This is a genomic window from Ideonella sp., from assembly GCF_044358605.1.
Classification (GTDB): Bacteria; Pseudomonadota; Gammaproteobacteria; order Burkholderiales; family Burkholderiaceae_C; genus Ideonella.
Genome location: NZ_JBIKNQ010000086.1, coordinates 1 through 14,591 on the forward strand (window position 1 = coordinate 1; position 14,591 = coordinate 14,591).

11 protein-coding genes are annotated in these 14,591 nt (G+C 63.3%); 8 read left to right on the top strand and 3 right to left on the bottom strand.

Annotated features, from left to right (window positions below):
* Positions 1-283: 283 nt before the first annotated feature.
* The gene (locus ACIQ3Q_RS21040; protein WP_396271192.1) at positions 284-679 is read right to left on the bottom strand and encodes a hypothetical protein; all 396 of its coding nucleotides are present in this window, start codon (positions 677-679) and stop codon (positions 284-286) included.
* Positions 680-953: 274 nt separating this feature from the next.
* Complete coding sequence (locus ACIQ3Q_RS21045; RefSeq protein WP_396271193.1) at positions 954-1,955, bottom strand: XdhC family protein; 1,002 nt, start codon at positions 1,953-1,955, stop codon at positions 954-956.
* 244 nt (positions 1,956-2,199) lie between these two features.
* Here ACIQ3Q_RS21045 and ACIQ3Q_RS21050 point away from each other — a divergent pair, with 244 nt between their 5' ends.
* From ACIQ3Q_RS21050 to ACIQ3Q_RS21085, 8 genes are all read left to right on the top strand, one after another.
* Entirely contained in the window at positions 2,200-2,667 is a 468-nt protein-coding gene (locus ACIQ3Q_RS21050; RefSeq protein ID WP_396271194.1) for a (2Fe-2S)-binding protein, read from the top strand.
* A gap of 91 nt (positions 2,668-2,758) precedes the next feature.
* Entirely contained in the window at positions 2,759-5,110 is a 2,352-nt protein-coding gene (locus ACIQ3Q_RS21055; RefSeq protein WP_396271195.1) for a xanthine dehydrogenase family protein molybdopterin-binding subunit, read from the top strand.
* A 24-nt stretch (positions 5,111-5,134) separates the two neighbouring features.
* Positions 5,135-5,923 carry an FAD binding domain-containing protein gene (locus ACIQ3Q_RS21060; protein WP_396271196.1) on the top strand — a complete coding sequence of 263 codons (789 nt, stop codon included), beginning with the start codon at positions 5,135-5,137 and terminating at the stop codon, positions 5,921-5,923.
* Between the two features lie 212 nt (positions 5,924-6,135).
* Positions 6,136-7,059 carry an AAA family ATPase gene (locus ACIQ3Q_RS21065; protein ID WP_396271197.1) on the top strand — a complete coding sequence of 308 codons (924 nt, stop codon included), beginning with the start codon at positions 6,136-6,138 and terminating at the stop codon, positions 7,057-7,059.
* Between the two features lie 10 nt (positions 7,060-7,069).
* The gene (locus ACIQ3Q_RS21070) at positions 7,070-8,272 is read left to right on the top strand and encodes a VWA domain-containing protein (RefSeq protein WP_396271198.1); all 1,203 of its coding nucleotides are present in this window, start codon (positions 7,070-7,072) and stop codon (positions 8,270-8,272) included.
* Between the two features lie 16 nt (positions 8,273-8,288).
* Positions 8,289-8,849 (top strand): CoxG family protein, encoded by a 561-nt coding sequence (locus ACIQ3Q_RS21075; protein WP_396271199.1) that lies wholly within the window; start codon positions 8,289-8,291, stop codon positions 8,847-8,849.
* An 85-nt stretch (positions 8,850-8,934) separates the two neighbouring features.
* Positions 8,935-10,335, top strand: coding sequence for a 7TM diverse intracellular signaling domain-containing protein (locus tag ACIQ3Q_RS21080; protein WP_396271200.1), 1,401 nt, complete (start codon positions 8,935-8,937; stop codon positions 10,333-10,335).
* A 12-nt stretch (positions 10,336-10,347) separates the two neighbouring features.
* The gene (locus tag ACIQ3Q_RS21085; protein WP_396271201.1) at positions 10,348-10,824 is read left to right on the top strand and encodes a GGDEF domain-containing protein; all 477 of its coding nucleotides are present in this window, start codon (positions 10,348-10,350) and stop codon (positions 10,822-10,824) included.
* A 32-nt stretch (positions 10,825-10,856) separates the two neighbouring features.
* Here ACIQ3Q_RS21085 and ACIQ3Q_RS21090 read toward each other — a convergent pair whose 3' ends face one another.
* Positions 10,857-14,474, bottom strand: a complete 3,618-nt coding sequence (locus ACIQ3Q_RS21090; protein ID WP_396271202.1) for a pilus assembly protein — start codon at positions 14,472-14,474, stop codon at positions 10,857-10,859.
* Positions 14,475-14,591 lie beyond the last annotated feature (117 nt).

Sequence of the window (14,591 nt, forward strand, 5' to 3'; positions counted from 1 at the left end):
GATCTGGCTATGATGAACTCTCTGGGATCGAAGCCAGCAACTCGCTCAGGACAGCTCTGGCCTGAAGTAGCGGCCAGCTTCGAATCGGCCAATGATCACATGAGACGTGACACGTATACACCCCGGCTTCATACAGAGGCAGGAAATCAGCCAACTTGGCTTGCCATTCACTCTCTCTCATAAGATTTTCGCCAGTAGCCTAGCAGCCGAATGAAATAACTTCCAGAAACATAGAAAGCCCATTCCAGAATCAGATCAATAGTTATTAGCGAAGCCAAATCCATCAAATGTTTTTGGCCATCTCTCCTCGCACTGCACTCGCGTCGAGATAATCGATAATTTTTACTAGATCGGAGGCAGACTCGCGCTCCAAATTCGGGTACTCGGCGCGAATTATCTTAGCGGCTTCACCATAGTTTCCAATTCGTCGACCCTCGACAGCCACCACCTCAGGGCAGAGTAGAAAGCGAATTCCTTTGTAGCGCAGCAACGCCCACTTTGTGTTGCCGTTGCAGTTGGTCAGAGCATCCAATAAAGCAGCTTCGGCGCTATCAGCATCCTCGAGATGAAGATGAAATGATAAATATAGAATGCTTTGACCATCTTCGGCGCTCGGCCAAGCACTAAAATTTCCGCGCCGCCAGCGTTGATCAAGGAGTTTCGACAGCGATCCTGCCACGGAATTGGATGCACATTGAGGTATCATTCGATGATCCCTTTAGTAAATCTGAAATAACTGACATCCAAGGATTCAATCAATACTCAAAAAAGTAAATCACTAAGGGATTAAATTGGCAGCACATATTTAACCCATTGAGTTCACTTCAAATCTCGTCCAAACCAACAAACCTCTTACCTCCAACAATACTATCGCGCCTCTTGTAGAGCATTTAACTGTGAGAAATGCCGATTAAGTGAAGTTTTGTACATTTGTACGAAAAAACTGACAAGCGTCAAACCACACACCCCGGCGCCGATAGCGCCGGGCCACCGCCCTCGAACACCGGCTCGGGGATGCGCCAGCCGTAGCGCACCGCCGTCAACTCGGCCAAGATGGAGACGGCAATCTCGGGCGGCGTGCGCGCGCCGTTTTTGATGCCCACGGGGCCATAGAGGCGGGCCAGTTCAGCCTCGCTCATGTCGAAGTGTTCGGCCAAGCGTTGTTTGCGCTTGCTTTGGTTGACGCGCGAGCCGATGGCGCCCACATAAAAGGCAGGGGTGCGCAGCGCCTCCATCAGGGCCAGGTCGTCGAGCTTAGGGTCGTGGGTCAGGGCGATGATGGCGGTGTGGGCATCGGGCTTGAGGGCCAGCACAGCGTCGTCCGGCATGTCGCGGCGGTGCACCACGCCGGGCAGGTCCACTTGGTATTCCTCGCGCGGGTCGATGATGATGACTTGGTAGTCCAAGGCCTGGGCCATTTGGGCCAAGTACAGCGTCATCTGCCCAGCACCCACCACCACCAAGCGCCAGTCTGGGCCGTGGGTGGAGATGAGGGTTGTCTCATTCAGCAACACCGCGTCGGCGCCGGTGGCGTCGCCCAGGCTCACAGCACCGGTGGCCAGGCTCAGCTCGCGGCGCACGCGCTGGCCTTGGCTCAGGCGCTCCAGCAGCAGCTCGATCTGGCTGTCGGCTTGGATCGGCTCTAGCACCAGCTCCAGCGTGCCGCCGCAAGGCAGGCCAAAGCGCGCGGCTTCGTCACCGCTGACACCGTAGCGCACGACCTTGGGCACGTCTGACGCCAAGGCCTGCTCGCGCATGCGGGCGATCAGGTCGTCTTCGATACAGCCACCCGAGACCGAGCCTGCGATCTGCCCGTCACCCCGCACGGCCACCACCGAGCCCACCGGGCGCGGCGCCGAGCCCCAAGTGCGCGTGATGGTGCCCAGCACCACGGCAGCGCCAGCGGCCCGCCACGCCACCACCTGGCGCAGCACTTGGAGATCAACATTGTCCATGGTGGCATTGTGACGGGCGCCTGTGAGCAAGCGCTTGCGGGAAGTCCTGCATCCCTTGAAGGGCCAAGGCCGCCAAGTGCTCTCGGTAATCCCTTATGCAATTCCATGCCTAAGTGATTTGCAAATGCGTTCATAGGCGTTTCCGTCATCAAGCCAAGCGGGCGGTGCCTGCCTAGGATGGTCCTCGCAACGTCAAGCCACCCTTCCGTTTCGGCTTGTCGCCAACGCACTCAGGAGACAAACCATGACCACGATCACGCTCAAGGTCAACGGCCGCGAAGTGACCAAAGAAGTCGCACCGCAAACGCTGTTGGTGCAATTCATTCGCGAAACCCTGCAACTCACCGGCACCCATGTGGGCTGTGACACCGCCCAGTGCGGTGCCTGCACCGTGCACCTCAACGGCCGCGCCGTGAAGAGCTGCAATATGTTGGCCGTACAGGCCCATGGCGCCGACGTGACCACCATCGAGGGCCTAGCCGCCGCCGATGGCACTCTGCACCCCATGCAAGAGGCCTTCAACCAGTGCCACGGCCTGCAATGCGGCTTCTGCACCCCCGGCATGGTGATGAGCGCCGTGGACCTGGTGAAGCACCACCGCTGCGACAGCGACGCCGCTGTGCGCGAGGGCCTGGACGGCAACCTCTGCCGCTGCACGGGCTACCAGAACATTGTCAAAGCCGTGCGCCAAGGCGCCGCAAAGATGTCCTAACCCAGCCCCCATGATCCGGGCTCTGCCCGTCTCGGCCCCCCAAGGGGGCGCAAAAAATTTGGGACGGCCCGGCATTTTTTGAGAGATCACCATGAATGCACCCCAAGGTTTCATCGGCAAGTCTGTGGTTCGGCGCGAAGACGCGCGCTTTCTGACCGGCAAAGGCCAGTACACCGACGACATCAACCTGCCCGGCCAGACCTATGGCTACTTCCTGCGCAGCCCTTATGCCCATGCCCGGCTGAAGTCGGTCAACACCGCTGCGGCTGCTGCCGCCCCCGGCGTGCTGGGCGTGTTCACCGGCGAGCATTTCAAGGCCGTGGGCGGCCTGCCCTGCGGCTGGCTGATCAACAGCCTGGACGGCACGCCCATGAAGGAGCCCAAGCACCCGGTGCTGGCCGACGCCAAAGTGCGCTATGTGGGGGACCGCGTGGCCTTGGTCGTGGCCGAGACGCTGGACCAAGCCAAGGCGGCCGCCGAGCTGATCGAGGTGGACTATGACGAGCTGACCCCGGTGATTGGCACCGGCCGCGCCACCAGCATCGCTTCGAGCGTGCATGACGAAGCCCCCAACAACCAGTGCTACCACTGGGGCATTGGCGACAAGGACGGCGTCGAGGCCGCCTTCAAGGGCGCCGCCCACATCACCACGCTGAAGTTCAAGAACAACCGCCTGGTGCCCAACGCGATGGAGCCGCGCTGCGCCAACGCCAGCTACAGCCGCGCCGACGACAACTACACGCTGTATGTGAGCAACCAAAACCCGCACGTCGAGCGCCTGCTGATGTGCGCGTTTGCGCTGGGCATCCCCGAGCACAAGATGCGCGTAGTGGCCCCAGACGTGGGTGGCGGCTTCGGCTCCAAGATCTTCTTGTACGGTGAAGAGACCGCCCTAGTCTGGGCCAGCAAGCAGGTCAACCGCCCCATCAAGTGGACGGCCGACCGCAGCGAAGCCTTCTTGTCAGATGCCCATGGCCGCGACCACGACTCGCTGGCTGAACTGGCGCTCGACAAAGACGGCAACTTCCTGGCGCTGCGGGCCACGACGACGGCGAACATGGGCGCTTACCTGTCCACATTCGCGTCCAGCATCCCCACCATCTTGCATGCCACGCTGCTGGCCGGGCAGTACAAAACGCCCAAGATCTGGTGCGAGGTGACGGCCGTGTTCACCAACACCTGCCCGGTGGATGCCTACCGGGGTGCGGGGCGGCCCGAGGCCACTTACCTGCTGGAGCGCATCGTCGAGACGGCCGCGCATGAGATGAAGATCGACCCGGCCGAAATCCGCCGCCGCAACTTCATCACCAGCTTCCCCTATGCCACCCCAGTGGGCTTGACCTATGACACCGGCGACTACAACGCCACCATGAGCCGCGCCATAGAGCTGGCCGATGTGGCGGGCTTTGAAGCGCGCAAAGCCGCTAGCGCCGCCAAGGGGTTGAAGCGAGGCCTGGGCTACTCGGCCTATATCGAGGCTTGCGGCATTGCGCCTTCTTCCGTGGCGGGTGCTTTGGGCGCACGGGCTGGCCTGTTTGACGCTGGCGAGGTGCGGGTGCACCCCACCGGCAAAGTGACCATCTTCACCGGCGCACACAGCCACGGCCAGGGCCATGAAACCGTGTTCGCACAGGTGGTGGCCGACAAGCTGGGCATTCCGCTGGACGACGTGACCATCGAGCACGGTGACACCGGCAAGGTGCTGTTTGGCATGGGCACTTATGGCTCGCGCTCGCTGTCGGTGGCGGGCACGGCCATGATCAAGGCGCTGGACAAGGTGATTGCCAAGGGCAAGAAGATTGCCGCCCACCTGATGGAAGCCGCCGATGGCGATGTGGAGTTCGAAAACGGCGTTTTCAAAGTGGCCGGGACCGACAAGTCCGTGCCCTTTGCAGCGGTGTCGCTGACGGCTTATGTGCCGCACAACTTCCCGCATGACAAGCTGGAGCCGGGCCTGAACGAAAACGCCTTCTACGACCCGACCAACTTCACCTACCCTGCAGGCACCTACATCTGCGAGGTCGAGGTCGACCCGCTGACCGGCGTGGTGCGGGTGGACCGCTTCACGGCGGTGGACGACTTCGGCAATGTGGTGAACCCCATGATCGTCGAAGGCCAGGTGCACGGCGGCGTGGCCCAAGGCATTGGCCAGGCCCTGCTGGAGCACGGCATCTATGACGAAGACTCGGGCCAGTTGCTGACCGGCAGCTACATGGACTACGCCATGCCGCGCGCCGACGACTTCTGCCACTTCAATGTCGAGACGGCCAAGGGCACGCCTTGCACCCACAACCCCCTGGGGGTCAAGGGCTGCGGAGAAGCCGGGGCCATCGGCTCGCCGCCTGCGGTGATCAACGCCGTCTGCCATGCCTTGGGTGTCAAAGACATGCCCATGCCGGCCACGCCACACACCGTGTGGAAGACCCTGCAAGCCCAGCGTTGAGCCACCCCTGAAGGAGCACAAACCATGCAAACTTTTGCCTACCAAACCCCTTCGAACGTGGCTGATGCCTCGCGGGCTGCAGCCGCCTCTGAAGCCAAGATCGTCGCCGGGGGCCAGTCCCTGCTGGCCTCGATGAAGCTGGGCCTAGCCGCCCCCGAGTCTTTGGTCAGCCTCAGCGGCATTGCCGAGCTCAAGGGCATCACCGTCTCGGGCGGTGTGGTCAAGATCGGCGCCATGACCACCCATGCCGAGGTCGCAGCCTCTAAGGAGGTGGCCGCCGCCATCCCGGCCCTGGCCGACCTGGCCGGCAAGATCGGTGACCGCCAAGTGCGCAACCGCGGCACCATCGGCGGCAGCTTGGCCAACAACGACCCTGCCGCCTGCTACCCCGCCGCCGCGCTGGGCCTGGGCGCCACCATCCACACCAACACGCGTCAGATCGCGGCCGATGACTTCTTCAAAGGCCTGTACGAGACCGCGCTGGCCGAGGGTGAGTTGATCACCGCCGTGAGCTTCCCCGTGCCCTCCCGGGCGGCGTGGCAGAAGTTCTTTCAGCCCGCATCGCGCTTCTCCATCGTCGGCGTGTTTGTGAGCCAAGGCCCGCAAGGCGTGCGCGTGGCCGTCACCGGCGCTGCGGCCTGCGTGTTCCGCGCCACCGCGCTGGAGCAAGCCCTGGCCGCAAGCTGGAGCGCGGCAGCGGTGCAAGGCCTGAAGGTGTCAGCCGACGACCTCAGCAGCGACCTGCACGGCTCGGCCGAGTATCGCGCGGCGTTGATCCCGGTGCTGGCCGCGCGCGCTGTGGCCGCCAGTTGAGCCTTATGGATGCGGCCCACTGAGGTCTGTTGTCCGGTCGGGCTGAGCCTGTCGAAGCCCTTCGACAAGCTCAGGACCAACGGTTCACACCTCAGCGGGCCGTATCGGTCGCCCCGCTGAGTGATGACTCAATCAGAGGGCGTGTGCTCAACGCGCTCTCCGTCTCTCTGTGCCTCTGTGCCTCTGTGGCTGTATTCCCAAGCCCCCCTCGCATGACAACCCCCTCCAGCATCGACGACACCCACCAGCGCCTGCAAGCGCTGGACTACGTGCCCAGCCGCGAGCTGGCGGCCACGGTGTTCTTGGCGCTCAAGTTGCAGCGCCCGCTGTTCTTGGAGGGCGAGCCCGGCACCGGCAAGACCGAGATCGCCAAGGTGCTGGCTCAGATGCTGAGCCGCCCGCTGATCCGCCTGCAGTGCTATGAGGGCCTGGACATGGCGGGCGCCGCTTACGAGTGGAACTATGCGCGGCAGATGATGGCCATCAAGCTGGGCGAGGGCTCTGCCCCGGGCTTGAACACCGAGGCCCGCGCGCAAGAATTGTTCTCTGAGCGCTACCTGATCAAACGCGCCCTGCTGCAAGCCATTGACCCCAGCCAGCCCGTGGCCCCGGTGCTGCTGATCGACGAATTGGACCGCGCCGACGAGCCCTTTGAAGCCTTTTTGCTGGAGGTGCTGTCGGACTATCAGATCACCATTCCCGAGCTGGGCACCATCCGGGCCGCCACGCCGCCCATCGTGGTGCTGACCAGCAACCGCACGCGGGAGATCCACGACGCCGTCAAGCGCCGCTGCCTCTACCACTGGGTGGACTTCCCCACGCTGCAGCGCGAGCTGGTCATTCTGGAGCGCCGTGTGCCTGACGCGCCCAAGGCCCTGGCCCGCGAGATCGTCGCCTTCATCCACCGCCTGCGGCAGTTGGACCTCTACAAGCTGCCCGGCGTGGCCGAGACCATTGAATGGACCCGCGCCTTGCTGGCCCTGGACGCCGTGGTGCTGGACCCTGAGCTGATCAGCCAAACCCTGGGCGTGCTGCTGAAGTACCAAGACGACATTGCCAAGGTCAGTGGCTCGGAAGCCTCCAAACTGCTCAACGAGGTGCGTGACACCCTGCGCGCCGCCGGGTTCATGGGCTGAAGCGCACGCCATGCTGGCCGCCCCGCACCCCGACAGCCTCCCGGGCCACTTGGCGCACAACGTCCTTCACTTCGCACGGGTGCTGCGCAGTGCCGGCATGCCCGTGGGCACAGACCGGGTGCAACTGGCCTTGCAGGCCTTGCTGCAAGGCGGGCTGGAAAGCCGGGCGGACTTTCATGCGACGTTGCAGGCGTGCATGTTGTCCAAGGCCGAGCACCGCGTGCTGTTCAACCAGGCCTTTGCTCTGTTCTGGAAAGACCCAGACCTGGAAGGCCGCATGCGCGCCTTGCTCTTGCCCCGCGTGCAGTTGCAAGAAAGGGCTGCGCTCAAGACGCAAGAGAACCGCCGCCTGGCTGCGGCGCTGTTTCCGCATGCGCCGCAAACTGAATCGCCCCAGCCGCCGCCCGAAGAGCTGGACGTGCAAGCCAGCCTGACCTGGAATGAGCAGGAAGTGCTGCGCCAAAAAGACTTTGAGACCATGACGCCCGAGGAGTGGGACGAGGCCAAGCGCCTGCTGCGCCGCATGCCGTCTCAGTTCAAGCCAGTGCTCACCCGCCGCTTTGAGCGTGCCCCCACCGGCCGCCCTGATTGGCGCGCCAGCCTGCAGCGCATGGGCCGCCAAGGTGGCGAGCTGTGGCAGCCGCAGCGCCGCCGCCTGCGCCGCGAGACGCCCCCGCTGGTGGTCTTGGCCGACATCTCGGGCTCCATGGCCAGCTATTCGCGCATGCTGCTGCATTTCAGCCATGCACTGTCCCAGGCTGACACACCGGTGCACAGCTTTGTGTTCGGCACCCGCCTGACCCCCATCAGCCGTGCCCTGCGCCAACGCGACCCCGACCAGGCCGTGGCCCAGGTGGCCGCTGCGGTAGCGGATTGGTCCGGCGGCACCCGGCTGGCCGACTGCCTGCACCAGTTCAACCGCCAATGGGCGCGGCGCGTGCTGGGCGGCAAGGCCACGGTGCTGCTGATCACTGACGGCCTGGCCCATGGCGACGCCGACGCCCTGAGCCACGAGGCCGAACGCTTGGCCAAGAGCTGCCGCCGCCTGATCTGGCTCAACCCCCTGCTGCGCTACGAAGGCTTTGAGCCCAAGGCCGCTGGCGCCCGCGCCTTGCTGCCCCATGTCAGCCAACTGCTGGCAGCGCACAACCTGGCGAGCCTTGGCCAGCTCAGCCAATTGCTGGCCCAAGGCCACACCCCAACACCTCTTTGAAGAAAGCGAGCCTCCCATGGAGATGACCAGCCAGCAAACCCTGCCTGTCTCACAAGACAAAGCCTGGGACGCCCTGAACGACACCGCCATCTTGCAAGCCGCCATCCCCGGCTGCGAAAGCATCACCCTGACCGAGCCCAACCACTACGACGTGGTGGTGATGGCCGCCATCGGCCCCGTCAAGGCCAAGTTCAAAGGCAAGCTCAAGCTCGACGAGATCGACGCCCCGAATGCCTACACCATCTACTTTGAAGGCCAAGGTGGTGCCGCCGGGCACGGCAAGGGCAGTGCCCGCGTCAGCCTGCAAGGCGTGGGCCCTTACGAGACCCTGCTGAGCTACACGGCCAACGCCAGCGTGGGCGGCAAGATCGCGCAGATCGGCTCGCGCCTGATCGACATGGCGGCGCAAAAAATGGCCGGCGAGTTCTTTGGCAAGTTCACCGAGGCCCTGGTCGAGAAATACGGCCCGGCCCCCGTGGAAGCCGCTGTACCGGCGGTGGCTGAGGTACCTGATGCGGCCTCGGGTGGCTTGATCAGCCGCTTGGTGGCTTGGTTCAAGCGCTTGCTGGGGTCTTGAGGCCCGCCCTCAATCAGTTGAACTGCGGGGCCGATCACCTACAAATCGCCCCATCGGGGGTGGCTGGCCTGCCTAGCATGCAGGAGTGCTGACCTCCGCCCCCCACTCATCGGCCCTGCCGCATTCCACGCGCCTCACAGCCCAGCGCTCCCAAAGGGCGTGGTGCTTGGCGTGCTGGCGCCTGCTGTGGCGCTCTGTGCTGTGCACGCTGCTGTGGCAAGCCCCAGCCTTGGCCAACTTTTATGAGGTGGAGCTGGCCTATCACGTGGACGACGGCCGCGCCCAAACCCTGGCGGAGGTGCAGCAGTTGCCGCCCAGCGCGTGGCGCAGCAATGGCAGCAGCAATGTCTCCTTGGGCTACACCAACGCGGCCGTGTGGTTTCGCATTCGGGTCACCTCGCTGGCGGCCTTTCCCCAAGAGGGGCTGCTGGAGATTGCCTACCCCGTATTGGGTGATCTACGGGTCCATCAGGCCGAGCACCTGAGAGACCCCAGCCTAGCGCCTTTGGTGCTGGGAGCCGAGCGGCCCTTTGTTGAACGCCCCATCCGCCACCGCAATTTCGTGTTGCCGCTGAACCTGTCTTCAGGCGAGAGCACCGAGTGGCTGGTTCGCGTGCAGACCAAAACCGCCATGCAGTTTCCGGTGCTGATGCATGACCGGGCGGTGTTCACCGACGATGAGCAATCGCGCTTGATCGCCCACGGTGTCTATGTCGGGGTGGTGCTGGCCATGCTGGCCTACAACGCCTACCTGCTGCTCGCCTTGCGCGACATCGCCTACCTCTGGTACGTCGGTTGGATGCTGTCTTTCGCCGGGTTTGTGCTCACCATCGGCGGCATGAGCTATCAGTGGCTTTGGCCGCAATCACCGCAGTGGAACCTGACCAGTCTGCCAGTGCTGCTGTCGATGGCAGTCCTGTGCGCGGTCTTGTTCCATGGCTCCTTGGTTCAGATACAAGACCACTGGCGCCGCGGTTGGCAAGCCACACGCATATTGGTGGGGCTGGAGGCCTTGCTGGTCATCGCTGGCTTCGTCTTGCCCTACAAGGTGGCCATCCTGATGGCCATTGGCGGAGCAGTGATCTGTATGTTCAGCGTGATGTCCATGGCCGCATGGCTGGCCCACCGCCAGGTGGCCACGGCCCGCATGTTCCTGATGACCTTCTCGGTGGTCGCGGTCGCGGGCTGCATACTGGCCGCCAGCAAAATGGGATGGCTACCGGCCAGCCGCTGGATCGAGCATGCGCCGCAGATCAGCTCGGCGCTGGAGATGCTGCTGTTCTCCATCGTGCTGGCTGCGCGCATGGAGGCCGAGCGCAAGCTGCGAGAGCACACCCAACAGGACATGATCAAGCAGCACCAGCAATGGAAGGCGGAGCTTGAAAGCAAGGTGGCCGAGCGCACGGATGAGCTCAAGCAGCTCAACCAGTCCCTCGCCAAACTCAGCCGCACCGACGCACTGACGGGCCTGTTCAATCGACGCTAACTGGAAGAATGCGTGGAGGATGAACTGGCACGCCGCCGCCGCGAAGGCTTGCTGATGGCCATCTATATGCTGGACATCGACCACTTCAAACGACTCAACGACACCCACGGCCATGCAGCGGGCGACGCCTGCCTGCGCACTGTGGCGCAGCGGCTCTTGGGCAGCGTGCGCCAGGGCTTGGATGTGCTGGTGCGCTGGGGCGGCGAGGAGTTTTGCCTGGTGGCCTTGGTCAGCGACGCACGCGAAGCGGCCGAGTTGGGTGAGCGGCTGCGCCTGAGCGTGTGCGAACAGCCTGTCACCCACGGGGCCCTGCTCATCGACGTGACCCTGAGCGTAGGCCTAGCCACTGGCTTGCCCGCCACGCGGCTGGAAATGTTGGACCTGCAACAACGCGCCGACGAGTCGCTCTATGCGGCCAAGGCACTGGGGCGCAACCGCTGCGTCTCTGCCACCCAACCCTCGGGGCTGGGTGTGCTGGCACCTGCCTGAGCCGCTGGTGGGCAAACCTGCGGCTCAAGAGCTCAGTACTTTTCGCGCCAGGTCATGCGCCCAAACTTGCCCTTGTTGGAGTGGGTGAGCGCGGCACTGTTGGAGCCCGGGGCTGGGTTGTTGCCACCCCCGCTATTGCCGCCGGACCACGAGTTGGCTTGGCCCGTGTCCTGACCCAAGCTCGGCAAGAGCAATGACATCTGCTGGGACTGGGACGAGGCCGATCTCAGCAAGGTGGGCGCGCCAAACTGCGAGCCGCTGACAGCCATGCTGGTGGGCGAGATGGGCTTGGACGAGTCGGGGTCAAAGCGGTCTTGCCCATCAATATTGCCGTCGCCATTGGTGTCAAAGGCAACGATGGGGCTGTACCCGTGCAAGGGGTCCACCTCATTGAGCCACGACCGTGGGCCAATGCAGATGTTGGTGGCCTTGTTGGGTGTGGTGGGGCGCACTGACGAGAACATCACCAGACCGGTGGGCTGCAGCCGCGGCGCCCCCACTCCGTGTTCAAAGGCCTGCAGGTCTGCGCGCCAGCCCAGCTGGTTGTCGCTGTACTTCACCGTGGTGGGCTTGAGCGCTCGGTACTCCACGCCATTGACGATGCGGTTGGTCTCGTAGCTGATGCGGGTCAGGTTGCCCTGGCCTACAGAGCCGCCCTTGCCTTTGTCCAAGATGCCGTAGATGGCTTGAGGCGCCACATTGGGCGAGCCCAGCAGCGGCGAGATATTGGCCCCCGTGCTGAACACCACCTGCCAGCAGCGTTTGGCATGGGCGGGTGCATTGGCAGCGCCGCAGTCTTTGGCCTCGGTGTTGGTGGTCACAAAGGGCGCCTGGGTGATGGGCTGCTGCGCGTCTGACGGCGTCTTGTCGTAGGTCTTGAACAAACGGGTGACTGAGACCTTGTCCGGGTTCGTCACATCAAAGCGCCAGAGGTTGCCCTGCAGGTCACCCGCATAGACCACGTCGACCTTGCCATCGTTGTCAAAGTCCAGCGGTGTGGGCGTGCTCAAACCATTGTCAAAGGCAATACCGGGTTCGGCGTCGGCACCTGCCCAGGTGGTGTTGTCCACGGACCAGCGGTGGAACTTCTTCTCCTTGCCGTCCAGGTAGAAGGCATACAAAACAGGCATGCCCGTGCCACTGGCCGCAGCACTGCCTGCGGTGGCCTCGTGGCTGTTGATGCCATTGCCCACCAGCACCGCACTGCGCGCATTGGTGAGCTTGACCAACTGCGCAGAGCTGTTGGTGCTGCCCGCGTCAGGCTGGCTGATGATGTAGCCCAGGTCCTTCAGCGCAGGATCACTGCTGTGGGTGTATTCAAACAGCACGCCCTTGCTGTCGGCGTGGGCGATGTCCGTGCGGGTCACATCCAAGGCCGTGATGGCGCGAGCGCCACGCCCGTAGAGCACCACCGCCACGGCACGCCAGTCCGGCGCGGCGTCGGTGCCGGTGTTGGCATGGCCGACGATGGGCACGTTGTCCACAAAGTAGGGGCTGTTGCGGATCTCGGCAGGGTTGGGGTCGCTATAGCGTGAGGCACGGCGCAGCATCACGTCGGGCACAAAAGTCCAGGCTTCGCTCAATGCGTCGCCTTTGGCTTCAAAGGCATGAAGGGCGCCGTCGTTGCCACCGTAGATCGCCAAGGGATGGGCCCTCATCTTGGCTTTGTCGCGCCGATAGTCGGTGAAGCCCTGGAAGTTCGCCTCCAGGCGAGACTCTGCGGCCCAAGTGGGCAACACAACAGGCGCAGAGTTGATCACCGGCCCCAGGGTCAGGCCGTTGCGTGCCCGGAAGGGGCTGGCGTCGGTGCCGCGCAGATAGCTCACCCGGGCACTGCCCCGGCCATCGGCCACACCGTTGTCGTTGTTGTTCAGGGCTTGCTGCTGCGCTGCGGCCAACTGAGCCCATTCCAGCGAACGAATGGGCATCGCCACACCTGTCGCTGTCGGCAGTGCGGTGTACATCTTGCGCAACGCCGGGGCCGGTGTGTTGGCTTGGGCGGACTGATAGGGGCTGCCGATGATCTGGCCTGCGTCCGTCAGATTGAAGGCCCAGAGGTCACCACTGAAGTACTGCAAGGACCAACGCCCTTGCACAATCTGCGTGCGGGGGTCGAGCGGGCTCAGCGCCTTGGTGTTGAGCCTCGGAGTGGTGGCCGAAGAAAACGCCGCATAGCCGGTGGTCAGCCCACCGGGCGACATGATCTTAGTGGCGGTTTGCTCCTCGGCGTAGCCTGGGCCGGCCTGGTCGACCGCACGGCTCTTGAGCGTGATGCTGGCGCCGGTTTGGCAGTCTGGTGCAGCGGGCGCTTTAGAAGCCACACACACTTGGATGGGGTCACCTTCGTAGGTCAGGTCCACACCGAAGGTGGCTTCCAGGGGCTGCGAGCCGGGCGTGCTGAACTCGATGCCAATCTTCAACACCGGATACTTGGCATAGGGAATGGCGTTGGGGCCAGTGCCAATCTCCATTTGATAGGTGCCAAACGCAAAGTTGCGCACCGGTTTGTACTCTGCAGGCAAGAGCTTGCCGTTGCCATCCTTTATGGTCGCGGTCACGCGGTCCAAGCCATTGGCACCACCCCAGGGCAGACTGGGGCTCAGGCGCAGCTTGCCCCAGGCCGCGACGTTGGCGCGGCCACCATCACACTGGAAGTAATCCTTGATCGGGTCAAAGTCCATCTCGGTGACTTTGGGAGTGCTCACTGTTTTGCAGGGGCCGCCATCCGTCACGTCGAAGATCATGGCCTGCGCGGCGTCGCCAATCACCATCAGGCAGTTCTGACGCGTCGGGTCAAAACGGGTGGTGTAGGGTGTCATGTTGGCCGTGTGCACCCATTTGCCACAACTGGCGTCTTTGGCCGCATCCCAGCACTCCACGGTGGCGCCACCTGCGGCGTAGAGCTTGGCGCCTGCAATGCCGCTCAGGTTGTGATACGCACTGCCCAGAAAGGAATTGGTGGCCAGAAAGGTCCTATAGCCAGCAGGCGCCAGGAATTTCTCACCTGACATGCTGACGCAGGCACCAGAGTTAGTGCACGCACCGCGCGGGCTGCCGTCACCGTTGACGATGGGGTAGGCACCGGCACCACCCCCTGCATTCACCCCTTCATTGCGCCATCCCGCGCAGGGCTGGCCGGTGTTCGCATCATGGCAATAGAGCTGGCTGGAGTTGGGGCTGAAGTACAACTGACTGCCCAAGGCCGCCGAGGTGCCATAGCCGTTGAAGCTGCCGGGGTAGCTGGTCTTGCCACAGACCTCGCGCTTGACGATGTCAAAGCACACCAACTCCGAGTCGTTGTTCAACACATAGTATTTGTCGCCAATGGTGTTGAAGTTAGTGAGCTGGATGTAAGAGGTGCCTCGGCCAACCTTCCACGAGCCACACGACTTGCGGGTATTGAGGTTGGCGCAGACGATGTAGGTACCGCTGCCGTGGGTGACACCCACAAACAGTTCACCGGTTTTGTAGTTCAGCGCCTCCATGGGGTTGTTGGGTGTGCCCACGCCATCAGCCCCGGCGGCCAAGGGCCGGTCGCCCTCTAGCCAAAACCCATAACCCGTGGCCGACCAATTGGGGCAGGTTTGGCCGTCGCGCACGCTGCGGCATTTCAGCGGCGAACTCCCCGTCAAATGGTGGTTAACTGTCACGTCTCATGTGATCATTGGCCGATTCGAAGCTGGCCGCTACTTCAGGCCAGAGCTGTCCTGAGCGAGTTGCTGGCTTCGATCCCAGAGAGTTCATCATAGCCAGATCGCATGAGCCAT

What these genes read in the sequence shown, in the direction of transcription:
- ACIQ3Q_RS21055 (WP_396271195.1), top strand. Translation starts at nt 2,759, where the DNA reads ATGAATGCACCCCAAGGTTTCATCGGCAAGTCTGTGGTTCGGCGCGAA.
- ACIQ3Q_RS21050 (WP_396271194.1), top strand. Translation starts at nt 2,200, where the DNA reads ATGACCACGATCACGCTCAAGGTCAACGGCCGCGAAGTGACCAAAGAA.
- ACIQ3Q_RS21065 (WP_396271197.1), top strand. Translation starts at nt 6,136, where the DNA reads ATGACAACCCCCTCCAGCATCGACGACACCCACCAGCGCCTGCAAGCG.
- ACIQ3Q_RS21060 (WP_396271196.1), top strand. Translation starts at nt 5,135, where the DNA reads ATGCAAACTTTTGCCTACCAAACCCCTTCGAACGTGGCTGATGCCTCG.
- ACIQ3Q_RS21070 (WP_396271198.1), top strand. Translation starts at nt 7,070, where the DNA reads ATGCTGGCCGCCCCGCACCCCGACAGCCTCCCGGGCCACTTGGCGCAC.
- ACIQ3Q_RS21075 (WP_396271199.1), top strand. Translation starts at nt 8,289, where the DNA reads ATGGAGATGACCAGCCAGCAAACCCTGCCTGTCTCACAAGACAAAGCC.
- ACIQ3Q_RS21045 (WP_396271193.1), bottom strand. Translation starts at nt 1,955, where the DNA reads ATGGACAATGTTGATCTCCAAGTGCTGCGCCAGGTGGTGGCGTGGCGG.